The sequence below is a fragment of the Rhizobium sp. R693 genome, from assembly GCF_002211315.1.
Taxonomy (GTDB): Bacteria; Pseudomonadota; Alphaproteobacteria; order Rhizobiales; family Rhizobiaceae; genus Rhizobium.
On sequence record NZ_LOKY01000002.1, the window covers coordinates 34691 to 60125 of the forward strand.

Here is a 25435-nt window from a genome sequence, read left to right on the forward strand (position 1 = left end):
CGCGATATCCGTTTGAATAGTGTCGAAAGTGCTGATTTACTGAGCATCGGTCAGGGAGGCAGCCAGCCATGAGATGCTTGGTTCTAGCAGTTGCGTGCTTGCTCCCGACGGTATCTCTTGCCGCCGGGCCCGTGAAGGTCGATGCAAAGGATTACAGCTGCGCACAGCTCGCGCAGATTATCCGGCAATCCAAGAAGGTCTATGTCCGCCTCGGCTTCGGGGGCCGCAACTTTCGCTATCCGCCGGCCCAATGCGGTCCCGGGGACAAGCTGAGTACTGCCAGTCTGCGTGACCGTACCGGCAAGCAGTGCCTGCTGGACTACGCCTGCGTCAATGATCCGATGTCGATGTATAATTACTAGCCATTGTGCTGGTCCAGGCTGGCAGGACGCGCTCGTCGGGCGCCCTCGTCATCCATTCGTTTGGCTTGAGAATGCCCGCTCTAGAGCCCAGCCTCTAACTCAAATGTGGAATCCAGATAGATATTGATACGGTATTCCTTGTGGCATCGGCTTTTTGGGCGGTGAATCTTGCCGGGAATATCTCCGCGAAACTTTCTTCGCATCTCGGATCGAGCCAGACGAGGTTAAAGCAATGATTTCCAAGCGAGCGGCCATCGAAGCCGATAAGTCCTTTCTTATCTGGCTTGAAGAGACTTGCATGCGTGAATACGCCGTTGCGCTCTGGGGCGCGTGGTCGGAGGATTTGAGCGTGCGGAACTCTATTGTGGGCTGCCAGATCATCGCCGACGACGACTACGATGTCGGTTGTGTCACTGTTGAGAAGCACTTCGACCATCTATGGCGCGATGAATTATTCATCGCGCCAACATTTCAGCGACGGGGAATTGGTTCGAAAGTTCTACTGAGCCTTATATCGGACGCCGAAGAACTTGAACTTCCAGTACGCCTAAGCGTCCTGACCACCAATCCGGCCGTGGACTTTTACCTGCGACACGGATTCCGAGTTCATCAGGAAACGACAGAGAGACGATACCTTGTAAAGCAACCTTTCTCTTCATAGCACGCTGGCCCGGACCCGCTTATCTATTCACCGTTACGCCGATGGATTCGATGCCAAAGTCGCGGGAATTCTAACTTTGGCGTCGGAACTGCGCGCTGAACTTTCCCGTCGCAAAATCCACTCTCAAAAGTCAGAGTCTCGCGACAGACAATTTGCGACAGAAAGTATCCCAAATTTCAGTTAGGGCCTGGGCTTTCGAGCGAGCACCTTTGTTTCGACCTATTGACCTCAACTTAACTTGAGGAATTACATCCGCCTTTGTGACATCCAAAGCAACGGAGACAAGAATGAACGGAGCGTTTTACCGGATCGACAAGTTTGCTGTTCCGGAGGCTGCGCGCGAGGAATTCCTGATGAACGTCTTGAAAACGCACGAAGTCCTGCAGGCACAGGAGGGCTTCATCAGCCATCAGGTTCTGGAACAGGTGTCGGGCCCGGGCGAATTCAACTTCGTGACGATCGCCCAATGGGAAAGCGCTGAGGTAGTCGACCGGGTGAAGGCCGTGGTGCAGGCTGCCCATCGCGCCCGAAACTTCGACCCGCAGGCGCTGTTTCAACGGCTCGGCATTCGCGCCGACATTGCCAACTACAAGCCGATCGCAGCTTGATCCCGAATGGCCGGCTAGACGCCGGCCATGTTCTTTTCGCGGCGGAGAAGCAGATAGAAGCGTCCGCAAAGCATCACGGCTGCCGCCGCAAGCCCGACCAGGAATCCGAACCAGATGCCGATGCCGCCGAAGCCAAGCGGGAACGCAAAGGCCCAGGCGAGGAAGAAGCCGATCGGCCAATAGGCAATCAGCGCCAGGATCATCGGCACACGCGCATCCTTCAGACCGCGCAGCAGGCCATTGGCGATCGCCTGCAGGCCATCGACCAACTGGAAGAGCCCTGCCACAACGATCAACGGCCCGGCATAGGCAAGCACCTGTGGCGCCTCCGGCAACTTCGTATCAAGGAACCAGCTTCCCAGGAACTCAGGCGCAACGGCAAACAGGATGCCACCGACACCCGCGATCAGGCAGGCGATGACGACGACTGCGATCGAGGCCCGAACAATCGCCGTGTAATCGCCCTGCCCGTGCGCCACGCCGACACGAACGGTTGCCGCCTGCGACAAGCCGAGCGGGATCATGAACGCGATCGAGGCCCATTGCAGAGCAATACCGTGGGCCGCAAGCTCGATCGTCCCGATATGGCCCATCAGCAACGAGGCAACCGTGAAGAGGCTCACTTCGGCCAGGATCGTGACGCTGATTGGCAGACCGAGACGCACGACCTCCCAGAATGCCTTCCAGTCGGGACGCCAGAACCGCACGAAGATCTCGTAGCGGCGCGTGTCCGCCCTGCTCTGCACGTAGCCGAGGATGAACAGGAAGCCGGCAGTCTGTACGACCACTGAAACGATCGCCGCACCTTCCAGCCCCATCGCCGGAAAACCGAAATGCCCAAGCACCAGCGCATAGGCGAAGAAGGCATTCAGCACGAGCATCGTGATCGTCACATTGAGAATGACGGCGGCGCGACCGATCGCACTGACCAGCGCGCGCATGACGTTGTAGAGCAGGCCAGGCAACACGCCGAATTGACCGATCAGGATGTAGCCATGCGCCAGCGCCGCCACCTCGGGCTTCTGCCCGGCGGCAAGCAGGATCCGCTCGGAATTGAAGAATGCCGGCAGCATGATCACCCAATAGGCGAGCACGACCCAGAGCCCCATGCGCAGCGACCGGCGTACGCTGACGACATCGCCTCTGCCGTAGGCCTGCGCGACCATCGGTATGACGGCGATCGCAAACCCCGAGCCGAAGACGAGTATCGTGAACAGGAACTGCGCCGAGAGCACCATGGCGGCAAGATTTTCGGCGCCGAGGCGCCCCACGATCATCACGTCGGTCGTGTTGATGCCGAGTTGGGCAAGCTGTGCGCCGATCAGCGGGATGCCGAGCGCCAGCGTGGCGCAAAAATGCGCAGCCCAATGGTTATCGGTTTTCGGCGCAAGCTTGCGCGCGTCGATCGGCGTGTCCATGACACCAGTCCTGTGATTGAATCGCTGATTGGCCGCAAATTGCGGCAACGTAATCAGGAGGGCTTAGATCAAAGCCCGGCAAAGAACTACTCAAAACTATGCAAATGATGAAAAATTCATCATCGCATCACAAATCCTGATAGCTCATTCTGCCGGCTGCTCTACCACCTTAGCCGTCTTGACGGTACGGACCTTGGCGAGAAACGCGATCGCTGCAATCAGGATGATAATGGCCGCCAGCAGATACGGCGCACCTGCAAAGCGCACCGGCGCTTCTGGCCCCGTAAAGTAGCCGAACATCTGCGTAAAGATGAGTGGCCCGACGATCGTGGTGATGCTGCTGAGGCTTGTGAGTGCCCCTTGCAACTCGCCTTGGGCTGACGGCGGCACCTTGCCGGCCGCAATGCTTCGCAGCGGCGGGTCGGCAACGTTTTCCATGACGGTCAGCACGATCACCGCGTAGACCATCCAGCCCTCCCAGGCAAAGGCGTAACCTGTCAGCCCGACGACGGAAAAAGAAAGACCAAGGACTGCTGTCTTCCACTCACCGAGCACCGGCACGATTTTCGGCAGGACGACACCCATGACGAAGGCAGCGCCAATACCATAGATACCTAGCGACAGCCCGATCTGCCCCTCGCTCCAGCCATAGCGATAGGTCGACACGAAGGACCAGACAGCGGGATAGACGGCATGCGCCAGCCAAAAAAGGAACATGACCGCGCAGATCGGCCCAATGCCGGCGTAGTTTCGCATCTGCTTCAGAGTGCCCAACGGATTGGCACGCTTCCATTCAAACGTCCGGCGATGCTTTGCCTCCAACGTCTCGGGAAGCATGAAGTAGGCGGCAACGAAATTCGCAAACGACAGAGCCGCAGCCCCAAGGAATGGCACGCGGGGACCGAACTCGCCGAGGAAGCCGCCGATGACGGGACCGATCGTGAAACCGACGCCGAACGCAATGCCGATCAAGCCGAAGTTCTTCGCCCGATTATCATCATTGCTGATATCGGCGATGTAGGCGGAACAGGTCGCAAAGCTGCCGCCACTGAACCCGGCAAGGGCGCGACCGATGAAGAGCATCCAAAAGCTCGTCGCCACCGCGCAGATGAAGTTGTCGATCGCAAACGTCAGCACTGACAGAAGCAGAATCGGTCGCCGCCCGAAGCGGTCGCTGAGATTGCCGAGGAATGGCGCAAACAGGAATTGCATGACCGCGTAGACGACGAGCAGCCACCCACCGTCGAGTGCCGCCTCGCTCACGGATCCCCCGGTCAATTGTTCGAGGTAGGCCGGCAACACAGGCATGATGATCGCGATCCCGATCACGTCGAGAAACAGGATCATGAAGACGAGGAAAAGGCCACGGCGAACGAATTTCGGATCGAGCATCAAACATCTCTACAGCAGGTTGTTTTCTGAAAAGACGATCTCGTCGCCGGTCATGTTACATAGCTCACGCATTTCAGGAAACAATCCGTGAACATTTCAAATCTTTTGATAGGCTCACGACTTATGTTGATCGAGAAGCGGAACAAACGGCGATCTTAGCCTCTTTCCGCTGCTCGCCTTTGACGAAGTCGACGAAGGCCCGAAGTGCGGGCGGCATGTGCCTGCGGCTCGCATAGTAAAGAAAGGGGCCGGAGAATTCCGTCACCCATTCCTCGAGGATCGGCACCAGCGCTCCCGTCTCCATGGCAGGCGTCAGGGCCTCCTCGAAGGTCCGGATGACGCCGAGTCCTGCGACTGCGGCCGAAACTTGCATGTCGATCGCGTTGGCAATGATCGGCCCCTTCGGCGTAATCATCAGCGTCTCGTCGCCCCGCTCGAACTCAAAGGGCAACGCAGCACCGCTGTGGAAGCGATGCCGGACGCAATCATGCTCGAGCAGGTCGCGCGGGTGACGCGGAACACCGCGCCGCTTCAGGTAATAAGGCGCGGCCGCCGTGACATATCGTTGCCTGCGAGGTCCGATTGGCACTGCAATCATGTCGCGCTCCAACCGCTCGTCATAGCGGATACCGGCATCGTAACCGGCCGCCAGCACGTCAACGAATGTATCCTCGCCGATGATATCGAGCGAGATTTGCGGATAGCGCCTGAGGAAACGGTTGGCGAGATCGGGCAGAAAAAACCGCGCTGCAATTGTCGGCACATTGAGGCGAAGTGTCCCGCTCGGACTATCGCGAAAACTATCGAGTTGCTGCAGGGCCAGGGAGATCTCGCAAAGGGCAGGTGTAAGACGCTCCAGCAGCCGCTCGCCCGCTTCCGTCGGCGTAACACTGCGGGTCGTCCGGTTGAGCAGGCGAACGCCGACCCGCTTCTCCAGCTGCCGCAGCGAGTCGCTGAGCGAAGAAGCCGAGACACCGCGCTTGAGGGCAGCGGCGCGAAAGCTGCGCTCCCTTGCAATGGCCGTGAAGGCATCCAAATCATTGAGGGGAAGATCTTCCATTGTGCATTTTTCCGTACAGGCCGTTCGCATCGATACGGATTATCGCACGACGCCAGGCGCGGTAAAACCACTCCCAACGATCAACACCGACACGACGAAGGAGACCGAAATGGAAAAGCATCGTTTGGGAAAAACCGGGCCCATGGTGTCGGCCATCGGCCTGGGCTGCATGGGGATGTCCGGCATGTACGGGCCATCCGACCGTGGTGAAAGCATTGCGACGATTCACGCCGCCCTCGACGTCGGCATCAATCTGCTCGATACCGGCGATTTCTATGGCATGGGCCACAACGAAATGCTGATCGGCGAGGCGCTGAAGGGCCGCAAGCGGGACGACGTCGTCATCAGCGTCAAATTCGGCGCCCTGCGCGATCCAGCCGGCAACTGGAGCGGTTACGATTCCCGACCGGCGGCAATCAAGAACTTCCTTGCCTATACGCTAAAACGCCTCGACGTCGACTACATCGATGTCTACCGCCCTGCCCGGCTCGATCCCAGCGTTCCAATCGAGGAAACGGTGGGCACGATCGGCGACATGATCAAGGCAGGATATGTAAGGCATATCGGTTTGTCGGAAGTCGGCGCGGAGACCATTCGTCGCGCCGCCAACACCTATTCGATCTGCGACCTGCAGATCGAATACTCGCTGATCTCACGCGGCATCGAGGAGCAGATCCTGCCGACCTGCCGCGAGCTCGGCATCTCCATCACCGCCTACGGCGTTCTCTCTCGCGGCCTGATCAGCGGGCATTGGCAAAAGGGGCAAGGACGCGGCGCAGGCGATTTCCGCGGCATGAGCCCGCGGTTTCAGGACGGCAATGTCGATCAGAACCTCGCGCTCGTCGAGGAACTGCGCAAGATCGCGGACGCAAAGCGGGTTTCTGTCGCTCAGATCGCCATAGCCTGGGTGGCCGCTCAAGGGCAGGATATCGTGCCTCTCGTCGGTGCGCGCAGACGCGACCGGCTGACCGAAGCACTCGGTTCGCGCGGCGTGCAATTGTCGGCCGAGGACATGACTACTATCGAAAGAGCCGTACCGAAGGATGCCGCAGCCGGTGCCCGCTATCCCGACGCACAGCTCAAGCACATGGACAGCGAGAAGTGATGATGGCCAGCCTCTCCGCACGGAGAGGCTGCTTCAGATCACACAGGCCCTGACAGCGTATCGCAGGCGGTCAGCTGCCCGCTGTCGAAGCCGCGCTTGAACCACCGCGCCCGCTGCTCCGAGGTACCGTGGTTGAAACTCTCAGGCACCACGTAGCCCTGACTGCGCTTCTGCAGCGTGTCATCGCCAATTTGCTGGGCTGCGTTCAACGCCTCCTCAAGATCGCCGGCTTCGAGAATGCCCTTCTGATCAGTGAACTTACCCCAGATGCCGGCAAGACAATCAGCCTGCAGTTCGACGCGAACGGACATCTTGTTAGCCTCCGCCTCGCTCATCCGCTGACGTGCCTGGTTGAATTTCGGCAGGATGCCCAGCAGGTTCTGAACGTGATGGCCGACTTCATGCGCAACGACGTAGGCTTCGGCGAAATCGCCGGAGGCGCCGAATTGGCGGCTGAGCTGGCTGAAGAAGGCCGTGTCGAGATAGACCTTGTGGTCGCTCGGGCAGTAGAAGGGACCGGTCGCCGCCGAGGCAAAGCCGCAGGCAGACTGCGTCTGCCCGGAAAAGAGGACGAGGCGAGGCTCTTCGTACTGACGGCCCATGGACTGGAAGATCCCGTTCCAGGTGTCCTCAGTCTCGGCAAGCACGGTGCGAACGAATGCAGTCATTTCGTCGTTGGCGGGTGTCTGGCCTCCCGATTCGTTCTGCTCGTAGCCCGGTCCGCCGGTGGTCATGCCGCCGTCAAGGACCTGCAGCAGGTCGATGCCCATGGCCTTGAAGATAAGGTAGATGACGACGAGGAAGATGATCGTGCCGATGCTCAAGCCACCGCCACGCCGGCCCATGCCGCCACCGGATGGAAAACTGAAGCCTCCACCTCTGCCCAATCCGCCCATGGAAGGATCGCCACGACGATCCTCGATGTTGTCGGACTGACGCCGGCCTTTCCATTCCATGACTGCTCCCTCGAGCTAAACCTTCGGTCGTTACAGGGTAATGTATATATCCCGGCAATCAGGAAATTCCAGTTACCCGAGGGAGCTGTTGTTGGCAGAGAACGATCGAACAATCTGGCCCGAGGTTCGGTTCTGCTCAGTCCATTAGGCGGTTGCGGCGCTAACCTGTCGAGTGTCCGAGACCGATCTCGATTCGCGATCCATCAGCGTCTTGAGAGCAAAATGGCCTGACCCAACGATAAGCAGCGACGCATAGCCATCAATCGCGTAGTGCCAACCGAGATAAACGGAGCTTGCTATCACAAATGCCGTGTAACCAAAGGCGATGATCCCCAGCCTGCGCGAGACCTCTGCAGCGAAAAAAGCATTCAGGGCGATCAGCCCAACATGTACGCTCGGGAACGCCGAGATGCCCGAGCCGAGTCCAGACGATCCGTGCTCGTGAAGCGACCATAGGTAATGCTGAAACATGCTCGCTGTCGTGGGACCATCAGGCGATGCCAGGAAGTTCGCCAGTTCTGCAAAGCGCTGGCTGTCGCCGGTTGCTGCGCTGTAGAAGACCGGCCCAGCGGATATGAAGATTCCGGCAAAGATGTTTCCACAGACCACCCAAACAAACATGAACATGCAGACATAGCGGACGCGCACCGACCTAGCCCGCGGCGAGGTTGCCACGTAGAAAAGCGCTCCGAAGCAAACCACGAACCACAATACGCTGTAATTCCAGTCCACAATCTTGACGATCGCAGCGTGCCCGGCAATCGACGGCGGGATTTTCCACGGATCCGGGCCAAACGACAGCAGTGCATCGATCTTTGCGAGTCCCTCATCGTAGAGAAAGCCGCCTCGAATGATCGGCAACAGATTCTTAATTGACGTGAACGTGCCCTGAAAGACCATAAGCGCCATCAGCAGCAACATGCCGGAAAGAAGATGAGCCAACCTGTGGGGCGAGAATGTCCTTCGCGCAGCGAGCGACCGTTTCCCTTCAAAACGAAGCAAAATCCACGCGTAGTCAAAGATCGCGGCCATAAGTGGCATCAGAAACAGGAAAAGATAGGTCCATTGGTCGAAGTATAGCGCGTAGGACGCTATCTCGGCGTGACCATATGTGGCCAACAACACGACACCGATTGCGAAATAGGCTGCAACCGCCAAATAGAGCCAGCAGTCCGCTCCGACCCGAGCGCAAACATGCGACAGCAACTCGAAAGACCAACCTCTGAGATTTGTAAGTTTTTTGTCGCGATTAGCCATTGTTGATTCAAGACGCCCCGCAAGCAATCCGCCCTCCGGTATGCGATGACAAATAGAAAGCACCCTAATTATTAATTTTTACGAACCAGCGCAGTTAAAAACACGAGCCAGAACGAATATTTTCTTCGTGCAAGGCAACGAGCACTTCCAAAGCCGGGCTCCTTGACGAAGGACCGGCGATCGGGCCTCTTTGCGCAAGGAAGTCTGAGAGGAGACAGGCGATGAAAGCAGTGCGGCTCGAAAGGCCCGGAAAGCTGGCCTTGCGTGAGATGGAGCGGCCAGAACCAGCTCACGGTGAATTGCTTGTTCGCGTGGAGGCCTGCGGTATTTGCGGCACCGATCGCCATCTGTTCCTCGGAGAGTTTCCATCCAAGTCCCCGGTCACGCTCGGCCACGAGTTCGCCGGGATCATCGAAAAGGTAGGTGACGGTGTCAGCGGCTTTCGCGAAGGCATGCGTGTCACCGGCGATCCGAATATTGTCTGCGGTCGCTGCCCCGAATGCCAGCGCGGCCGTGTCAATCTCTGCCATAACCTGCAGGCGATCGGCATCCATCGCGACGGCGGCTTTGCAGAGTATGTCTGCATCCCGCAGCAGCAGGCCTTCGAGCTGCCCGACACGCTGCCTCCCCTCTACGGCGCCTTTTGCGAGCCGCTTGCCTGCTGCATCCACGGAGTCGACCTGGCCGAAATTCGCACCGGCTCTTCCGTCATCGTGCTCGGTGGCGGCGTGATCGGTTTGCTCGTCGTCCAGCTGGCCCGGCTCGCGGGAGCGACCAACGTCGTCCTCGCGACTCGCAGCGAGGAGAAGCGCGTGCTCGCCGAGAAGCTCGGCGCGACCGCCAGCGCGGACCCCTCGATTGGGGACATCGTCGCACAGCTGACGGCGGCAAACGGCTTGCTGCCCGGCGGCGGCGACGTCGTGATCGAATGCGCTGGCGTTGCCGAGACGATCGAGCAAGCGCCGGGCCTCGCGCGTCGCGGTGGCACGGTCATCATCCTCGGGGTCATGCCGCAGGGTGTGAAAGTCGAGATCGAACCGTTCGATCTCCTCTTTCGAGAGATCAAGCTTACAAGCTCGTTTATCAATCCGTTCACGCACCGGCGAGCCGCCGATCTCATCGCGTCAGGAACCATCAAGGTCGAGCCGCTGATCTCCCGTCGAATCGGCCTCGAGGCGGCAGTCGAAGCCATCTCCAACCCCGCCCGCAGGGGCGAGATCAGGGCGCTTGTCGTACCGGGTATCGACTAGGCTCTCGCAAGCTCTGCCAATTCCTGTCGATTCCGCAATTTATGGGGTTCCGTTTACAAATACATTTGCCTATAAGCCGCTTCTAGCCTGAAAAGACCATCACATGCGCGACCCGGCCGGTGCCTCCCACCCTGGCCGGCTTTCTGCGCAGCTAGGAAACGGAAAAAAGCCCATGCCGAAGCGCCAAGATATCAAATCGATCCTCATCATCGGCGCGGGACCGATCGTCATTGGCCAGGCTTGTGAATTCGACTACTCCGGCACCCAGGCCTGCAAGGCGCTGAAAGAGGAAGGCTACCGCGTCATCCTCGTCAACTCCAACCCGGCAACGATCATGACCGACCCGGGTCTTGCCGACGCCACCTATGTCGAGCCGATCACTCCTGAGGTCGTCGCCAAGATCATCGCCAAGGAACGGCCCGATGCGCTGCTGCCGACCATGGGTGGGCAGACGGCACTTAACACCGCCTTGTCGCTGAAACGCATGGGCGTTCTCGATCGATACAATGTCGAGATGATTGGCGCGAAGCCCGCCGCCATTGACAAGGCAGAGGATCGCGCCCTCTTCCGCGAGGCGATGGCAAAGATCGGCCTCGAAACCCCGCGCTCGATGCTGGCAAACGCCACCGACATCAAGGACGCCGACCGCAAGACCCATGAAGCCGAGCGCGCCAAGCTGCGCGAGAGCCTCTCAGGCGCCGAGCTCGACAGGGCGCTCGACGAGCTGGAAAACCACTGGAACCTCGGAGAGAGCGACCGCAAGCAGCGCTACATGGCACACGCCATGGCAATCGGCGCACAGGCGCTTGATCACGTTGGCCTGCCGGCTATCATCCGCCCGTCCTTCACGCTCGGCGGCACCGGCGGCGGCATTGCCTACAACCGCTCGGAATTCTTCGAGATCGTCAACAGCGGCCTCGACGCCTCGCCGACCACCGAAGTTCTGATCGAAGAGTCGGTGCTTGGTTGGAAAGAGTACGAGATGGAAGTCGTCCGCGACAAGGCGGACAACTGCATCATCATCTGCTCGATCGAGAACATCGACCCGATGGGCGTCCATACGGGCGACTCGATCACCGTTGCGCCTGCGCTAACGCTGACCGACAAGGAATACCAGATCATGCGTAACGCCTCGATCGCGGTGCTGCGCGAGATCGGCGTCGAAACCGGCGGCTCGAACGTGCAGTTCGCCGTCAACCCAGCGGATGGCCGCCTCGTCGTCATCGAAATGAACCCCCGCGTTTCGCGCTCGTCCGCCCTCGCCTCGAAGGCCACCGGCTTTCCCATCGCCAAGGTCGCCGCCAAGCTCGCCATCGGCTACACGCTGGACGAACTGGAAAACGACATCACCGGCGGCGCAACGCCAGCGTCGTTCGAGCCGTCGATCGACTATGTCGTCACCAAGATCCCGCGCTTTGCCTTCGAGAAGTTCCCTGGCGCCTCGCCGGTGCTCACCACCGCGATGAAGTCTGTCGGCGAAGTCATGGCAATCGGCCGCACCTTCGCCGAATCGCTGCAGAAGGCACTTCGCGGTCTGGAAACCGGCCTCACCGGTCTCGACGAGATCGAAATTCCGGATGTTGAGGAAGGCGAATCCAGCCAGAACGCAATCCGAGCCGCAATCGGCACGCCGACACCCGACCGTCTGCGCATGGTCGCCCAGGCGCTTCGCACCGGCATGAGCCCGGAAGAGGTACACGAAGGCTCCAAGATCGACCCGTGGTTCATCGCCCAGTTCAAGTCGATCGTCGACATGGAAGCCCGCATCCGCGAACATGGTCTTCCGACCGACGCCGCGAACCTGCGCATGCTGAAAGCCATGGGCTTCTCCGACGCCCGCCTCGCCACGTTGACGGGCAAGCGCCCGAAGGAAATCGCCGAGCTCCGCAACAGCCTGAACGTCCGTCCGGTCTTCAAGCGCATCGACACCTGCGCTGCCGAGTTCGCCTCGCCAACCGCCTACATGTACTCGACCTACGAAACGCCCTTCGTCGGCGCGCTGCGCTCCGAAGCCCAGGTTTCCGACCGCAAGAAGGTCGTCATCCTCGGTGGCGGTCCGAACCGTATCGGTCAGGGCATCGAGTTCGACTATTGCTGCTGCCATGCCGCCTTCGCGCTGAAGGATGCCGGTTATGAAGCGATCATGATCAACTGCAACCCGGAAACGGTCTCAACAGACTACGACACTTCAGACCGGCTCTATTTTGAGCCGCTAACGGCCGAAGACGTGATCGAGATCCTGCGCGCCGAGCAGGAAAAGGGCGAAGTCGTCGGCGTCATCGTCCAGTTCGGCGGCCAGACGCCGCTGAAGCTTGCCGAAGCGCTCGAGAAGAATGGCATCCCGATCCTCGGCACCGCACCTGATATGATCGACCTCGCCGAAGACCGCGACCGCTTCCAGAAGCTTCTGATGAAGCTCGATCTCAACCAGCCGAACAACGGCATCGCTTACTCGGTCGAGCAAGCCCGCCTTGTCGCCGCCGAAATCGGCTTCCCGCTAGTCGTGCGTCCGTCCTACGTTCTGGGCGGTCGCGCCATGCAGATCATCCACGCCGAAAGCCAGTTGCAGACCTATCTGCTGGACACGGTTCCGGAACTCGTGCCTGAAGACATCAAGCAGCGCTATCCGAACGACAAGACGGGCCAGATCAACACGCTGCTCGGCAAGAACCCGCTGCTTTTCGACAGCTACCTGACCAACGCCATCGAAGTCGACGTCGACTGCCTCTGCGACGGCGATGACGTCTATGTCGCCGGCATCATGGAGCATATCGAGGAAGCTGGCATTCACTCCGGTGACAGCGCCTGCTCGCTGCCACCGCGGTCGCTCTCAAAGGAGCTGATCGACGAGCTGGAGCGTCAGGCGAAGGCCATGGCCAAGGCCCTGAACGTCGGCGGTCTGATGAACGTACAGTTCGCCATCAAGGACGGCACCGTCTATGTGCTCGAAGTGAACCCGCGCGCATCGCGAACCGTGCCCTTCGTCGCAAAGACGATTGGGGCTCCGATTGCCAAAATCGCCGCGCGCGTCATGGCAGGCGAGAAGCTGGACGCCACTTTTGCCGCCTACGGCGAAAAGCCGGATCCGCGCGCGCTCAAGCATATTGCCGTCAAGGAAGCCGTCTTCCCGTTTGCGCGCTTCCCGGGCGTCGATACCCTGCTCGGCCCGGAAATGCGTTCGACCGGTGAAGTCATCGGCCTCGACACCGATTTTGCGCTAGCCTTCGCCAAGTCGCAGCTCGGGGCGGGCGTTGAGCTGCCGCGTGAAGGCACCGTCTTTGTTTCCGTCCGCGATGCGGACAAGGCAGGCGTTCTGCCTGCGATCCGCGTTCTCGTCGGCGAAGGCTTCAAGGTGCTGGCGACCGGCGGCACGCAGCGTTTCCTGGCCGAAAACGGGATCACCGCGACGAAGGTCAACAAGGTTCTGGAAGGTCGCCCGCATATCGAGGACGCCATCCGCAACCGCCAGGTCCAACTGGTGATCAACACCACCGACGGCAACAAGGCGATCTCGGACTCTAAGTCGCTGCGTCGTGCAACGCTGATGCAGAAGGTCCCCTACTACACCACCATGGCCGGCGCTGAGGCAGCCGCCCAGGCGATCAAGGCACTACGAGCCGGCAACCTCGAAGTTCGTCCGCTGCAGAGCTACTTCTGATAAATAAGGCCGGCGCGCCATCAGCGCCGGCTGCCGGCGCGCCATCAGCGCCGGCCTTTCTTCTTGCGGCGTCGAAATCGTTAGATTCGCGCCCTCGCATCCTGCGCGTCCGCCTTGACGTTCCAGGCATCCTGAAAGGCCGGTCGCGGCCGATCCTGCAAAATGAGCTTACCCCCTTCTTCACGCCGCGTCGGAATGGCGTGGCGATCGATCGCACCTTCCAGCGTCATGGCAAGGTCGCGGGCAAAAACCCGATTGCCGATGTGCCATGAGTGGGTCCATGAACCAATCTGCGGCTGCGAAGCTGGATCGACCGTCTTGAAATATTCACCGCAATTGACATCCACCGCCTTGGCGTTGACGGACGCCGGCAGTCCGACACGACCGACGCGGGGCGCGACACCGAGCCTCTTCGCGTTGGAAACGGCAAGCACGGAATCAAAGGGGTTGGAATAGTTGGTGAGCCGCATGATCCGGCGGAACATCGGCTGGTTCCAATCGCTCGCAAGCGATAGGCTGTCGGTAGAGACATCGCCACCAATAAACGCCACCTGGCCGATGCGCCAGTCTGCCTTGAAAAGATCGCCCTGTTTGTCCGATTGTGCAAAGGCGTCCATGATCACATAGCAGCCGGTGGAATGACCAAGCAGATGCACATTGGTTTCGCAGCCTGTCTGCTGGCTCTGCTTCAGGAGACGAATACCCTTGGCCACAAGCTCGCTTGCGACAGCGGCGGCATCCGATCGGTCCTCCAGATAGTTCAGTGTCTGATTGTCGCTCGGCCAGTCGAAGGCCACGATCTCGCCATGCCAGCCTTCCGCGCGCATGTCGGCGCGAAGCTGCCTGATGCGTTTTAAAACCGTCGGAATGTCGTTGTTGTAGCCGTGCACGAAGATGAGCACATCGCCGCGCGGACCGATCGAGTTCGGGTTTTCGTCCCCATCCGCAAGCCCCTGCACCTCCGCGACCCAGTCCTTCGCGCTGGAGACTGCCTGGCGCGCATCGTAGCTGTCGAGCGCAGCAGGTACCTTCAGAAATTTAATCGGTCCAGGTTCGGCAATTAATGCATCGCCGGACCGCTTTCTGGCACTGATGATATAGTTGTCGCTCATCTTCCCCTCCTGCGCCAACCAGCCCATACCGCCTAGGACGATCGTATCAGCTTACAGATTCAACCCGAAGACGCCAACGCTCGACCGCAACCCGAGAGCGCAAACAATGCCGCGGCCCGTTGAGATCACCAGCCTTGGCTCCGCCTGCTGTAGCTGACAGCGGTAATGCTCTACATTCAGAACCTACCATCCTCTATTCACTATGGGTTTCAGTCCCCAAAAGTCAGATTGCCCGGGTTTACAGTCGCAAACAGCGCGCCTTCGAGTAGCGATACGAATTTTATGGAAATCAGCGGTGGCGATCTGCTATAAGGAGAAAAGTTAGGATTGTTGCACGGTTCCGAAGTTCCCCTTCGGGACCTGTTTTCTTTTGTGTCCGCGGCTAAGCGGATGCGGGGAGTGAAGGACAAAAAAATGGTTGATAAGGTACCGATGACGCAGGGTGGTTTCGTCAAGCTGCAGGAAGAACTGCGCTGGCGTCAGCAGGAGGAGCGTCCCCGGATCATCGAGGCGATCGCCGAAGCCCGCGCGCATGGTGACCTTTCGGAAAATGCCGAATACCATGCCGCCAAGGAAGCCCAAAGCCACAACGAAGGCCGGATCAGCGAGCTCGAAGACCTGACTGCGCGCGCCGAAGTCATCGACCTGTCGAAGATGTCCGGTGACAAGATCAAGTTCGGCGCCAGGGTGAAACTCGTCGACGAGGACACCGAAGAAGAAAAGACCTATCAGATCGTTGGCGATCAAGAAGCCGACGTTAAGGCCGGGCGAATTTCCATCTCGTCCCCGATCGCTCGTGCACTGATCGGCAAGGAAGTCGGCGACTCCATCGAAGTCAATGCGCCCGGCGGCTCCAAGGCCTACGAAGTCCTTTCCATTTCCTGGGGCTGATTGATCCGTGGACGGTCTCGGCCAACCGGCTATCGTCAACGTTAGTGACGTCGAGATTATTGCGCCGAACTTCAAAAAGCGGCTCTCCGGCGTCACCTCAACCATCATTCAGTTGATTCCGGTCCAGCGCGCACTCGGCGAGAAGATTGCCGCTCTTGGACCGGGCCTTCCGGCATCCCTGCCGCATATCCACTTTCGTGACTTGTTGAAGCTATGGCAGCCGCCGCGTGGCAAGCGCTTTCGCATATGGCACGCCCGTCGCAACATCGAGATGCTGCCTGCCATTCTGATGCGCGATATCCTGCGCATGCCGTTGAAGATCGTCTTCACGTCAGCCTCTCAGCGCCGCCACACCGGCTGGACCAAATGGCTGATCTCCAGAATGGATGCCGTCATCGCAACCAGCGGTAAGACGGCGAACTATCTGGAAGTCCCGAACACGGTCGTGCTGCACGGAATAGATACGACCCGCTTCTCGCCGGCTGATGACAAGGTAATTGCCAAACAGTTGCTTGGTCTCGATGCCACGAAGAAGATCGTCGGCTGCTTCGGCCGCGTGCGCCATCAGAAGGGCACGGATCTTTTTGTCGACGGCATGATCCGCCTGCTGCCAACCCGGCCGGATTGGATCGCCATTGTTGCCGGACGCGCAACAGCCCAGCACGCCGAGTTCGAGAAGGAACTGAAAGCGCGTGTCGCTACAGCCGGCCTGGTCGAGCGTATTCTTTTCGTCGGCGAACACACCAATATCAACGATTGGTACCGAACGCTCGACCTCTTCATTGCGCCGCAGCGCTGGGAAGGTTTTGGTCTGACGCCGCTCGAAGCGATGGCAACGGCCGTCCCTGTTGTCGCCACCGACGTCGGCGCATTCCCGGAACTGCTGGTAACGGGCGCCGACGAAACCGGCGTTATCGTCCCGCGCGACGATCTCGATGCAATGGTTCAAACCTCCGGTCTCTTCATGGACAACGAAAACCGCCGCCAGCAGGCCTCGGTTCGCGCGCGCGCCCACACAGCCGCTGCCTTCAGCATTGAAGGTGAAGCTCGAAAGCTCAGCGCGGTCTACCAGTCGCTTTGAGCGACAGCCTCAAGGTTTGCGCCTGAAAAGCTCAAGATAGGCGTTGGCAATCGCTTCTTCGGAGAACTGCTTCATCAGCGTTTCGCGCCCACCCGCGGCAACCTTTGCGGCGAGCACCGGATTGTCGATTAGCCTTTCGATGGCCTGCGAGAACCCATCAGTATTCCCGATATCAACGAGAAGCCCATTGTCGCCATCCCGCATGAACCAGGAAGGGCCTTCGGAGTGGCTGGAAACGACGGGCTTGCCCTGCGCCCAGGCCTCCAGAATGACATTGCCAAGCGGCTCGTGGTTTGACGGCATGACGAAGATATCGGCAGCCGCCACGAACGGTCGCGTGTCCTTCTGCCAGCCGAGAAAACGCACCCTGTCCGTCACGCCAAGATCCGCCGCAACCTTCTTGACGTTCTCCAGTTCCTCGCCTTCGCCCGCCAGCCACAAATAGACGCCCGGAAGCTTCGCAACCGCCGCCGTCAGCAGCGCGAACTCCTTGCGCGGCACGAAACGGCCCATTGACATCACGACGGGCGCATCCGCTGGCGTGTCGAACGTCGCACGATCGACCGGGGGCACTTGCCCAGTGCTCGTGAAGTTCGAGATCACCTCGACTCCCCTCGTCCAGCCCAGCTCGCGCACATGTTCGGCAATGCCAGGCGTGTTGCAGACGAGAATGTCGGAGTTTTTGAAATAGCTGAGATTGGTCGGATAATCCCCCAGCCTGGAGATCTTGATGCATCCCTTGTGGTCAGGCATCAGTTCGCTCGCGCGAGGTGCCCAGGCCATGATCGCATCTGGCCGAACCCGTCGGGCCTCACGAGCAACTCTCAGCGGCAGGAGAATCCGATCCAGCGACAGGTTGCGGAAGTTGCTTTCATAAATCCCGACTGAAGCCGGTAGATCCTTGCGCCAGATCCGATCGGGCCGGATGACCGCGCTCTGCTCGACACCGCGCAGGGCCAAAGCGTTGACAAGATGCACGAAGAACCGCTCGGCTCCGCCATCCTTGCCAAAGTGGAAATGCATCACCCTCACGGTTCGCTCTTCCCGGTTTCGAACAAACGGATGTAAGCCTGCGTGATCGCTTCCTCGGAGAAACGGTTCGCAAGGGTGTCTTGGCCGCCTTTGATCAACGAGGTGCGCAGGGCCGGATCGTCGCGAACGCGCGCGATCGCATTCGCAAGCCCATCGACATCGCCGCAATCGACCATCAGCGCGTCCTTGCCGTCCGTCATCACCCAGCTCGGCCCCTCGGCGCGAGAACCAATCGTAGGCTTGCCGGCGCCCCACCCTTCAAGGCACACGTTCCCAAGCGGCTCGTGCAGCGAGGTCACTGTAAAGACATCGGCGGACGCAAGATACGCATAGGCGTTGATCTGCCATCCCGCAAATCGAACACGGTCTCGCAAGCCGAGCTCATCAGTAAGTTTTTCAAGATTCTCGCGCTCTGGCCCATCGCCCAGCAGCCACAGAAATGCGCCCTGTGTCTTTGCGATGGCCTTGATCAGCACATCGAAGCCCTTCCGCTTTACGAAGCGCCCCATGCCGATGACGACGAAGGCATCGGCAGGTGTTTGCAGTGCTTCCCGAGCAATTGGCTCGCTTGGAGCCGAGCGGGTGAAATTTGCAATGACTTCAACGCCGCGCGTCCAGCCGAGTTCGCGTACCCGCTTGGCGATATCGGGCGTAATACAAATGAGCGTTTCGGAATTGCGATAGTAGCCGAGGTGCTCCGGATAATCTCCGAGCCGCGAAATGCGCCGAGCGTTCTTGTACCGCGGCATGAAACGGCTCGCGCGCAATTGCCACGACATGATCACATCTGGCTGAAATTCATTCAGGATGGCGCGCATGCGCGCCGATAAGATAAAGCGCGAGAGCGAAATGCGCCGAAACGTCCCCTCATAAACCTCGCCGCATTTTTCTATATCCTTGCGCCAGCTGCGATCGGGGCGAATGAGCGCGCGTTGCTCGATGTCACGATCGTGGAGCGCGTTGACGAGGTTGACAAAGAAACGCTCGGCACCACCCTCCTTGCCGAAATGAATATGCATTACCTTCATCGCGATGGAACCTTAGTGTCTTCCTGCGTCGTCAAAGCTCGGATGCCGCTCCGCGGCCCTGCGCTGATACAACTTCGCCTGCGTGAGAAACGCGTAGACCGCGCCAGTCATTGCCTCGATAAAGCCCGATTGTCCGCAGCGCCACAGGCCGTTGTGAAAATACAGACGCCAGAAATAGAGCAACGGACTGAAAATTAGCCTGACAAAGGTTGTACCCTCGCCCAAGGCGAAGTGCTGGTCAGCCTTCAAGGTCGAGTATTTGTTCTCCTTGAGGATTTGCTCGTCGATGACCAGTGGCCGGTAGTGAAGCAGGCTCCCCGATGGGGCATCCTGAACCCGCCCGGTCGGCACGATGCCTTCGTGAACAGTTTGCGTGAGATCATAAGCGCCTCTGCCTTTGCGGATGAGCCGTAGGTTCTTCCGCTCGTGCACATGCTCGGGCGTATAACCGTAGCCGATCAGATAGGGGCGGCGCGCTACACGCCAGCCAACGATATCGTCTGAAGCGGCAATAAGCTCTGGCAAAAGCTTTCTCAACGGCGCATCGAGCCGTTCATCGGAATCAATATTCAAGCGCCAGGGCTGCGTGCACTGATCAAGCGCAAATTGCTTCTGCCCCGCGTAGCCACGCCACCTCTCGTGAAACAACCGGATCGGCCATCCCTTGTCGATGTAGGATTGCAGCAGGGCAACGGTGCCGTCCGTCGAACCAGAGTCAACGACCACAATCTCCGCGCACTTATCCAGGCTCTCGATGCAATTGCCGAGGTACGCTTCTTCGTTCAAGCAAATGATGAACGCGGAAATAGGCAACTTGGACATTGAACGAGCTTCGTGTCTTCTTTCGTGGCAAAACGGCTAGCAAAGCGCCTTCATTAAGGCATAAGCCGTTTCATTCATAGAGCATTGCTTGCTGCTCTTTGGCCGCTCAGACTTCGACCAAGCCCACGCGCTTAACCTGTCTGATCGTCAGCATCGTCCGGACGGTATCGACGTGCTCGTTCGCCGTCAGCACCTCGATAACGAAGTCCTGGAAGCGCGTCAGGTTCTCTGCCACACAATGCAGAAGGAAGTCGCTGTCTCCTGAAACCATCCAGGCCTGACGCACCAGAGGCCACTGCGCCGTCGCCGCCGCGAAGGCCTTGAGGTTGGCCTCCGACTGATGCTTGAGGCCAACCATGCAGAAGGCAACAAGATCGAAGCCGAGCTTCGGGCTGTTCAGCATCGCGTGATAGCCTTCGATGACGCCCGTCTCTTCGAGCTTTCGCACCCGGCGAAGGCAAGGCGGTGCCGAAATGCCGACGCGGTCGGCGAGCTCGACATTGGTCATCCGTCCGTCTGCCTGCAGCTCACGCAGTATCTTTATATCGATGGCATCGAGTTCGGCGCGAAGCACAATCCTGCCCTTCCTTTAATTCGTGATCGCCAGCTTCTATATAAAGCGACGGAATTCGCAAGAAAGTTTCAACTCAGCGATGGATCGTTGCACAGCGCGCCCGAGAAAGCCTTGTTGGTAACGCAAGGCTGCCCTTGAATAAAAGCACTGGACGTTCATAAATGGCGAATGGATCGCGAAACGGCCTCATTCGCCTCTTAGCCGCCGCTCTCCTGACAGTCGAAAGGAAATACCCATGTCCGCCCGCCACACCAAGGTGCTCATTATCGGCTCCGGCCCTGCCGGCTACACGGCTGCCGTCTATGCAGCCCGTGCAATGCTGAAGCCAGTTCTGATCGCCGGCATGGAGCAAGGCGGACAGCTGATGATCACTACCGATGTGGAGAACTATCCGGGCTTTGCCGATCCCATACAGGGACCATGGCTTATGGATCAGATGCTCCAGCAGGCAAAGCATGTCGGAGCGGAGATCGTCAACGACATCGTCACCGAAGTCGAGATGAACCAGCGCCCGTTCGTGGCCCGCACGGATACCGGTCAGGTCTGGACAGCCGATACGCTGATCATCGCGACCGGCGCCAAGGCGAAGTGGCTGGGGATCGAGAGTGAGCAACATTTCCAAGGCTTCGGCGTCTCGGCTTGCGCGACCTGCGACGGCTTCTTCTATCGGAACAAGGACGTCATCGTCGTCGGCGGCGGCAACAGTGCTGTGGAGGAAGCCCTCTACCTCTCGAACATCGCCAAGTCGGTGACGGTCGTGCATCGTCGCGACGGCTTCCGTTCGGAGAAAATCCTTCAGGAACGTCTGTTCTCGAAGGAAAACATAAAAGTCCTCTGGAACACCGAGGTCGCGGAAATCACCGGCACGCCGTCCAAGCCGCCAATGCCGCCGTCCGTTACGGGCGCTCGCCTGCGCGACACGCGCACGGGTGCAATCACCGAGGTTGCGGTCGACGGCGTCTTTGTTGCAATCGGCCACGCTCCGGCGACTGAGCTCTTCAAGGGCAAGCTGAAGCTGAAGGACAATGGCTATCTCTGGACCGCACCGGATTCGACGGCGACCAGCCTCGAAGGTGTTTATGCCGCAGGTGACGTGACCGACGATACGTTCCGCCAGGCGATAACCGCCGCCGGCATGGGATGCATGGCAGCTCTCGAAGCCGAACGATATCTGACGGGTCATATGCCCGTTGCCGTGGCCGCGGAGTAGGATCGGCTATGAGGGGTGGTGGAATGCCATTGGATTGGGACAAGCTGCGTATCTTTCACGCGGCTGCCGAAGCGGGTTCTTTCACGCACGCTGCGGATAAACTGCACCTATCTCAGTCCGCGATCAGCCGCCAGGTAAGCGCGCTAGAGCAGGATGTCGGCACCAAGCTCTTCCACCGCCATGCGCGCGGTCTGATCCTGACGGAACAGGGCGAACTGCTCTATCGCACCGCTCACGACGTGCTGCTGAAGCTCGAAACCGTGAAGATGCAGCTGACCGAAACGACGGAGACGCCGACCGGAAAGCTGCGCGTCACCACGACGGTCGGCCTCGGCCAAGGGTGGCTGACGGACAAGATCCAGGAGTTCATGCAGCTCTATCCGGACGTCCAGATCCAGCTGATCCTCGACAACGAGGAAGTCGACGTCAACATGCGTTACGCGGATTGCGCCATCCGTCTACGTCAGCCGGTGCAGTCCGATCTGATCCAGCGCAAGCTGTTCACCGTTCACATGCACGTCTATGCGGCCCCCTCCTACATCAACCGCCATGGCGAGCCACAGACGGTCGAAGACCTCGACAACCATCGCATCATCACATTCGGCGAACCGGCACCGAGCTATCTGCTTGACGTCAACTGGCTTGAGGTCGCTGGACGCTCGTCCGATAACAAGCGCATCCCGCATCTGCAGATCAACAGCCAGACCTCGATCAAGCGCGCCTGCCTGCTTGGGATGGGCATCGCCTGCATGCCTGACTATATTGTTGGACGCGACCCTGGCCTCATCCAGCTGCCAATCAACGCGGACGTGCCCTCGTTTGACACCTACTTCTGCTATCCCGACGAAATGAAGAATGCCGCCAAACTGAAGGCTTTCCGGGACTTCATTGTCAGCAAGGCGCGCAACTGGAACTTTTAGTTGTCCAGCCCAGAAATACAAGCCTTGCAATGCATGCATGTCTGGCATGCATAAATTGGGGTTGCCGTCTGCTCATTAAAACACCATATCGCTTATAGCTGATGCACACGGTGGCTTTTCCTCCCAGTTCCACCGCATTAGCTGTTCCCCTCTGGAGGTTTTGACCTTCACACCTATAAGGGCCCCGATCTTTCGGCGGCCCTCTTTTTTTGCCCGTTTTTTTCGCACTGCAGCAGAAAATTGTGCAGCGCATAGCAGGCATGCGCAAACATGCATTGCAATCTGCCTCTCAAAGCATCATATCCCACTCAGCTGATGCATTTCGTGGCTTCTCTCCCAGTGCCACCGCGTTAGCTGTTCCCCTCTGGAGGTTTATTGACCTTCACACCTTTAAAGGGCCCCGATCTTTCGGTGGCCCTCTTTTTTTGCCCAAAATTTAGCCACGCCGGAAACAATAACAATTCACGCCGTCGTGACTTGCATATCGAGAATGGCCAATCCATATATCGCCTAGAAACGATTTATAGTTCGACGAACGACGATGGACAAAGACGAAATCCTGAAGGCGATAGCCCACCCGACACGGATGGAGATCCTGAATTGGCTGAAGAATCCCGAGGATCACTTCTCCTCGCAGGAGCATCCGCTTGAGATGGGCATATGCGCCAGCCAGTTCGAGCGCTGCGGCCTCTCTCAATCGACTGTGTCAGCACATCTCGGGACGTTGAGCCGAGCAGGCCTCGTAACGACAAGGCGCGTCGGCCAATGGATCTTCTACAAGCGCAACGAAGAAACCATCGCGGCTTTCCTCAATCAACTCTCGAAGGATCTGTAGGATGCTGGTTGCCATTGCGATGCGTTGTCCGAGCGCGCTCGTGCTGCTCGGCACCGTGTGTACGAAACCACGACCGGGCAGCACCGCTTGCGGCCTCTGCCGTTGATCGGGCGTGTGGCAACCGCCCTCACCTATCCCTTCGCCGAATGGCAGGCACGTCCGCCTCGGCCGAGTGATCTCCCAGCACTAAGAAAGGACTCCCATGAGCAAGCTTTTCGAACCGACAAACGTTGGCGATATTGCCATCAAGAATCACATTGTGATGGCGCCGCTTACGCGTAACCGATCGCCGGGCGCCGTTCCGAACGACCTCAACGTCGAATACTACCGCCAGCGGTCGGGAGCTGGGCTGATCGTGACTGAGGCAACGGCCATTACGCATCAGGGCCAGGGCTACGCAGACGTTCCCGGTCTCTACTCTAAGGAAGCCATCGACGGCTGGAAGCGAGTGACTGACGCCGTGCATGCGGCGGGCAGCAAGATTGTCGTTCAGATGTGGCACGTCGGCCGTATCTCGCATACGACGCTGCAGCCGAACGGCGGCAAGCCGGTCTCCTCGACGAATACGGCCGCCAAATCCAAGACCTATCTCGTCAATCCGGATGGTACGGGAAGCTTCGCCCCGACCTCTGAGCCGCGTGCCCTCGAAACTTCGGAAATCCCAGGCATTGTCGAAGACTATCGCAAGGCAGCGCGCGCCGCGATCGAAGCTGGTTTCGACGGCGTCGAGATCCACGCCGCAAACGGCTATCTGATTGACCAGTTCCTACGCTCCGGCATCAACGACCGCACGGATCAATATGGCGGCTCGGTCGAAAACCGCGCACGTTTCCTCTTCGAAGTCGTCGACGCCATCACCGCCGAGATCGGCGCTCGCCGCACCGGCATTCGGATTTCACCCGTGACGCCGGCAAACGACTCCTCCGACCCGGATGCACAGTCGATCTTCACCTATGTGGTCGAAGGTCTGGCAAAGTATGATCTCACCTATATCCACGTCGTGGAAGGTGCGACCGGCGGCGATCGCAACTATCAGCAAGGCGACAAGCCCTTCGACTACAAGGCGCTTCGCGACGCCTACGAGAAGGCTAGTGGAAAGGCGAGCTGGATGGTCAATAACGGCTATGACCGTGACATGGCAATCGACGCCGTGGAAAGCGGCCGCGCCGACCTCGTTGCGTTCGGCAAACCGTTCATCTCCAATCCGGACCTCGTCCAGCGCCTCAAGGACAACACGCCGCTCGCGGGCCTTGACCAAGCAACCCTTTATGGCGGCGGCGCGACCGGATACGTCGACTATCCGACGCAAGAGAAGGCGGCCTGAGCCATATCTACCAAGGAGATCCCGCCATCCGGCGGGATTTTCTTTTTCGAGTGCGTGGTTAGCATGACACCATGTTCGAATCGCATCTCAAGCGCTGGCGACTGACTGTCGACGGTGAACCGATCATCACCCATTCCAGCCACCTGTTGCCCATCCTTTGGGACGACAGGCCCGCGATGCTGAAAATCTCCAGGGACGAGGCAGAGCGCGCGGGAGGCGCCCTGATGCAGTGGTGGGACGGCATCGGTGCCGCAAGGGTCTACGCGCACGACGGCGAAGCCGTTCTGCTCGAACGCGCGATGGGCCGGCGCTCGCTTCTGGCGATGGCAATGGATGGCGCGGACGATACGGCAACCCGCATCATTTGCAGCACTGTCGCAAAGCTTCACGCGCCACGCGAGCAACCCAAGCCGGAGCTCATTCCGCTGACCCGCTGGTTTCGCGACCTCGCGCCGGCGGCGAGCGTCCATGGCGGCATACTGGTTCAGTGCAATGCGATTGCCGAAACACTGCTGGCAGACCAGGACGATCCCGTCGTCCTGCATGGGGACATTCACCACAGCAACATCCTTGATTTCAAAGAGCACGGCTGGCTGGCGATCGACCCGAAAGGCCTTATCGGCGAACGCGGCTTTGACTACGCCAATATCTTCGCCAACGAAGACCTTCCGACAATAAACGCTCCCGGTCGCCTGCAGAGGCAGCTTGGGATCGTCGCTACCGAGGCTCGCCTCCAGCCGAAACGACTGCTTCAATGGATTGTTGCTTATTCCGGCCTGTCGGCCGCCTGGTTTCTCGGCGATGGATCGACCGTTCAAGCCGAAAGCCCGCTTGCCGTCGCACGCATCGCACTGGCCGAGCTACAGCGCACCTGACATC

The 25435-nt window shown here is 59.2% G+C and carries 23 protein-coding genes; 13 read left to right on the forward strand and 10 right to left on the reverse strand.

Going from position 1 to position 25435, the window contains the following annotated elements; genetic code table 11:
* The first annotated feature begins 68 nt into the window (after positions 1-68).
* The 3 genes from ATY79_RS02950 to ATY79_RS02960 all read left to right on the forward strand — a co-directional run bounded on the left by ATY79_RS02950 (position 69) and on the right by ATY79_RS02960 (position 1631).
* Complete coding sequence (locus ATY79_RS02950; RefSeq protein ID WP_088695376.1) at positions 69-362, forward strand: hypothetical protein; 294 nt, start codon at positions 69-71, stop codon at positions 360-362.
* Between the two features lie 232 nt (positions 363-594).
* Positions 595-1023, forward strand: coding sequence for a GNAT family N-acetyltransferase (locus tag ATY79_RS02955; RefSeq protein ID WP_088703042.1), 429 nt, complete (start codon positions 595-597; stop codon positions 1021-1023).
* A gap of 287 nt (positions 1024-1310) precedes the next feature.
* On the forward strand, positions 1311-1631 hold the full coding sequence (locus tag ATY79_RS02960) for an antibiotic biosynthesis monooxygenase (protein ID WP_088703043.1): 321 nt from the start codon (positions 1311-1313) through the stop codon (positions 1629-1631).
* 14 nt (positions 1632-1645) lie between these two features.
* Here the strand turns inward: ATY79_RS02960 and ATY79_RS02965 are convergent, their stop codons facing one another.
* From ATY79_RS02965 to ATY79_RS02975, 3 genes are all read right to left on the reverse strand, one after another.
* A complete protein-coding gene (locus tag ATY79_RS02965) occupies positions 1646-3049 on the reverse strand; it encodes an MATE family efflux transporter (protein ID WP_088695373.1) in 1404 nt (467 codons plus the stop codon).
* 144 nt (positions 3050-3193) lie between these two features.
* Positions 3194-4441 (reverse strand): TCR/Tet family MFS transporter, encoded by a 1248-nt coding sequence (locus ATY79_RS02970; RefSeq protein WP_088695372.1) that lies wholly within the window; start codon positions 4439-4441, stop codon positions 3194-3196.
* Between the two features lie 121 nt (positions 4442-4562).
* The gene (locus ATY79_RS02975) at positions 4563-5501 is read right to left on the reverse strand and encodes a LysR family transcriptional regulator (protein WP_088703044.1); all 939 of its coding nucleotides are present in this window, start codon (positions 5499-5501) and stop codon (positions 4563-4565) included.
* A 109-nt stretch (positions 5502-5610) separates the two neighbouring features.
* Between ATY79_RS02975 and ATY79_RS02980 the strand changes: the two genes are divergently transcribed.
* Positions 5611-6606: an aldo/keto reductase gene (locus ATY79_RS02980; RefSeq protein ID WP_088695420.1), complete on the forward strand. Its 996-nt coding sequence runs from the start codon at positions 5611-5613 to the stop codon at positions 6604-6606.
* Positions 6607-6644: 38 nt separating this feature from the next.
* On the opposite strand, the gene ATY79_RS02985 is transcribed toward ATY79_RS02980, so the two are convergent.
* Together ATY79_RS02985 and ATY79_RS02990 are read right to left on the reverse strand one after the other, a co-directional pair.
* Complete coding sequence (locus ATY79_RS02985; protein WP_088703045.1) at positions 6645-7562, reverse strand: neutral zinc metallopeptidase; 918 nt, start codon at positions 7560-7562, stop codon at positions 6645-6647.
* A gap of 144 nt (positions 7563-7706) precedes the next feature.
* Complete coding sequence (locus ATY79_RS02990; RefSeq protein WP_088695369.1) at positions 7707-8819, reverse strand: phosphatase PAP2 family protein; 1113 nt, start codon at positions 8817-8819, stop codon at positions 7707-7709.
* Between the two features lie 221 nt (positions 8820-9040).
* On the opposite strand from ATY79_RS02990, the gene ATY79_RS02995 reads away from it, so the two are divergent.
* Together ATY79_RS02995 and carB are read left to right on the forward strand one after the other, a co-directional pair.
* On the forward strand, positions 9041-10069 hold the full coding sequence (locus tag ATY79_RS02995; RefSeq protein ID WP_088695368.1) for a zinc-dependent alcohol dehydrogenase family protein: 1029 nt from the start codon (positions 9041-9043) through the stop codon (positions 10067-10069).
* Positions 10070-10241: 172 nt separating this feature from the next.
* Positions 10242-13727, forward strand: a complete 3486-nt coding sequence (carB, locus tag ATY79_RS03000) for a carbamoyl-phosphate synthase large subunit (RefSeq protein WP_088695367.1) — start codon at positions 10242-10244, stop codon at positions 13725-13727.
* Between the two features lie 80 nt (positions 13728-13807).
* Here carB and ATY79_RS03005 read toward each other — a convergent pair whose 3' ends face one another.
* Positions 13808-14839, reverse strand: coding sequence for an alpha/beta fold hydrolase (locus tag ATY79_RS03005; RefSeq protein ID WP_088695366.1), 1032 nt, complete (start codon positions 14837-14839; stop codon positions 13808-13810).
* Between the two features lie 414 nt (positions 14840-15253).
* Here ATY79_RS03005 and greA point away from each other — a divergent pair, with 414 nt between their 5' ends.
* Positions 15254-15730 (forward strand): transcription elongation factor GreA, encoded by a 477-nt coding sequence (gene greA / locus ATY79_RS03010; RefSeq protein ID WP_007534180.1) that lies wholly within the window; start codon positions 15254-15256, stop codon positions 15728-15730.
* Between the two features lie 31 nt (positions 15731-15761).
* A complete protein-coding gene (locus ATY79_RS03015; RefSeq protein ID WP_189637282.1) occupies positions 15762-16811 on the forward strand; it encodes a glycosyltransferase family 4 protein in 1050 nt (349 codons plus the stop codon).
* A gap of 9 nt (positions 16812-16820) precedes the next feature.
* On the opposite strand, the gene ATY79_RS03020 is transcribed toward ATY79_RS03015, so the two are convergent.
* From ATY79_RS03020 to ATY79_RS03035, 4 genes are all read right to left on the reverse strand, one after another.
* Entirely contained in the window at positions 16821-17843 is a 1023-nt protein-coding gene (locus ATY79_RS03020) for a glycosyltransferase (protein ID WP_088695364.1), read from the reverse strand.
* Positions 17840-18871, reverse strand: a complete 1032-nt coding sequence (locus ATY79_RS03025; protein WP_088703046.1) for a glycosyltransferase — start codon at positions 18869-18871, stop codon at positions 17840-17842. The genes ATY79_RS03020 and ATY79_RS03025 overlap by 4 nt, the downstream gene beginning before the upstream one ends.
* A 12-nt stretch (positions 18872-18883) precedes the next feature.
* Entirely contained in the window at positions 18884-19693 is an 810-nt protein-coding gene (locus ATY79_RS03030; RefSeq protein WP_088695362.1) for a glycosyltransferase family 2 protein, read from the reverse strand.
* A 106-nt stretch (positions 19694-19799) separates the two neighbouring features.
* A complete protein-coding gene (locus tag ATY79_RS03035) occupies positions 19800-20267 on the reverse strand; it encodes an Lrp/AsnC family transcriptional regulator (RefSeq protein WP_007534169.1) in 468 nt (155 codons plus the stop codon).
* Between the two features lie 235 nt (positions 20268-20502).
* Between ATY79_RS03035 and trxB the strand changes: the two genes are divergently transcribed.
* The 5 genes from trxB (at position 20503) to ATY79_RS03060 (ending at position 25431) form a co-directional block, all read left to right on the forward strand.
* Positions 20503-21477, forward strand: a complete 975-nt coding sequence (trxB, locus tag ATY79_RS03040; RefSeq protein ID WP_088703047.1) for a thioredoxin-disulfide reductase — start codon at positions 20503-20505, stop codon at positions 21475-21477.
* Between the two features lie 23 nt (positions 21478-21500).
* Positions 21501-22397 carry a LysR family transcriptional regulator VtlR gene (locus tag ATY79_RS03045; protein WP_007534166.1) on the forward strand — a complete coding sequence of 299 codons (897 nt, stop codon included), beginning with the start codon at positions 21501-21503 and terminating at the stop codon, positions 22395-22397.
* Between the two features lie 541 nt (positions 22398-22938).
* Positions 22939-23232: a metalloregulator ArsR/SmtB family transcription factor gene (locus tag ATY79_RS03050; RefSeq protein ID WP_088695360.1), complete on the forward strand. Its 294-nt coding sequence runs from the start codon at positions 22939-22941 to the stop codon at positions 23230-23232.
* Positions 23233-23434: 202 nt separating this feature from the next.
* Positions 23435-24556: an alkene reductase gene (locus ATY79_RS03055; protein ID WP_088703048.1), complete on the forward strand. Its 1122-nt coding sequence runs from the start codon at positions 23435-23437 to the stop codon at positions 24554-24556.
* 71 nt (positions 24557-24627) lie between these two features.
* A complete protein-coding gene (locus ATY79_RS03060; protein ID WP_088703049.1) occupies positions 24628-25431 on the forward strand; it encodes an aminoglycoside phosphotransferase family protein in 804 nt (267 codons plus the stop codon).
* Positions 25432-25435: the final 4 nt, after the last annotated feature.

What these genes read in the sequence shown, in the direction of transcription:
- ATY79_RS02965 (WP_088695373.1), bottom strand. Translation starts at nt 3,049, where the DNA reads ATGGACACGCCGATCGACGCGCGCAAGCTTGCGCCGAAAACCGATAAC.
- ATY79_RS03050 (WP_088695360.1), top strand. Translation starts at nt 22,939, where the DNA reads ATGGACAAAGACGAAATCCTGAAGGCGATAGCCCACCCGACACGGATG.
- ATY79_RS03060 (WP_088703049.1), top strand. Translation starts at nt 24,628, where the DNA reads ATGTTCGAATCGCATCTCAAGCGCTGGCGACTGACTGTCGACGGTGAA.
- ATY79_RS02980 (WP_088695420.1), top strand. Translation starts at nt 5,611, where the DNA reads ATGGAAAAGCATCGTTTGGGAAAAACCGGGCCCATGGTGTCGGCCATC.
- ATY79_RS02985 (WP_088703045.1), bottom strand. Translation starts at nt 7,562, where the DNA reads ATGGAATGGAAAGGCCGGCGTCAGTCCGACAACATCGAGGATCGTCGT.
- trxB (WP_088703047.1), top strand. Translation starts at nt 20,503, where the DNA reads ATGTCCGCCCGCCACACCAAGGTGCTCATTATCGGCTCCGGCCCTGCC.
- ATY79_RS02970 (WP_088695372.1), bottom strand. Translation starts at nt 4,441, where the DNA reads ATGCTCGATCCGAAATTCGTTCGCCGTGGCCTTTTCCTCGTCTTCATG.
- ATY79_RS02960 (WP_088703043.1), top strand. Translation starts at nt 1,311, where the DNA reads ATGAACGGAGCGTTTTACCGGATCGACAAGTTTGCTGTTCCGGAGGCT.
- ATY79_RS02995 (WP_088695368.1), top strand. Translation starts at nt 9,041, where the DNA reads ATGAAAGCAGTGCGGCTCGAAAGGCCCGGAAAGCTGGCCTTGCGTGAG.
- ATY79_RS02950 (WP_088695376.1), top strand. Translation starts at nt 69, where the DNA reads ATGAGATGCTTGGTTCTAGCAGTTGCGTGCTTGCTCCCGACGGTATCT.
- ATY79_RS02975 (WP_088703044.1), bottom strand. Translation starts at nt 5,501, where the DNA reads ATGGAAGATCTTCCCCTCAATGATTTGGATGCCTTCACGGCCATTGCA.
- ATY79_RS03055 (WP_088703048.1), top strand. Translation starts at nt 23,435, where the DNA reads ATGAGCAAGCTTTTCGAACCGACAAACGTTGGCGATATTGCCATCAAG.
- ATY79_RS03045 (WP_007534166.1), top strand. Translation starts at nt 21,501, where the DNA reads ATGCCATTGGATTGGGACAAGCTGCGTATCTTTCACGCGGCTGCCGAA.
- ATY79_RS03025 (WP_088703046.1), bottom strand. Translation starts at nt 18,871, where the DNA reads ATGAAGGTAATGCATATTCATTTCGGCAAGGAGGGTGGTGCCGAGCGT.
- ATY79_RS02955 (WP_088703042.1), top strand. Translation starts at nt 595, where the DNA reads ATGATTTCCAAGCGAGCGGCCATCGAAGCCGATAAGTCCTTTCTTATC.
- carB (WP_088695367.1), top strand. Translation starts at nt 10,242, where the DNA reads ATGCCGAAGCGCCAAGATATCAAATCGATCCTCATCATCGGCGCGGGA.
- ATY79_RS03005 (WP_088695366.1), bottom strand. Translation starts at nt 14,839, where the DNA reads ATGAGCGACAACTATATCATCAGTGCCAGAAAGCGGTCCGGCGATGCA.
- ATY79_RS02990 (WP_088695369.1), bottom strand. Translation starts at nt 8,819, where the DNA reads ATGGCTAATCGCGACAAAAAACTTACAAATCTCAGAGGTTGGTCTTTC.
- ATY79_RS03030 (WP_088695362.1), bottom strand. Translation starts at nt 19,693, where the DNA reads ATGTCCAAGTTGCCTATTTCCGCGTTCATCATTTGCTTGAACGAAGAA.
- greA (WP_007534180.1), top strand. Translation starts at nt 15,254, where the DNA reads ATGGTTGATAAGGTACCGATGACGCAGGGTGGTTTCGTCAAGCTGCAG.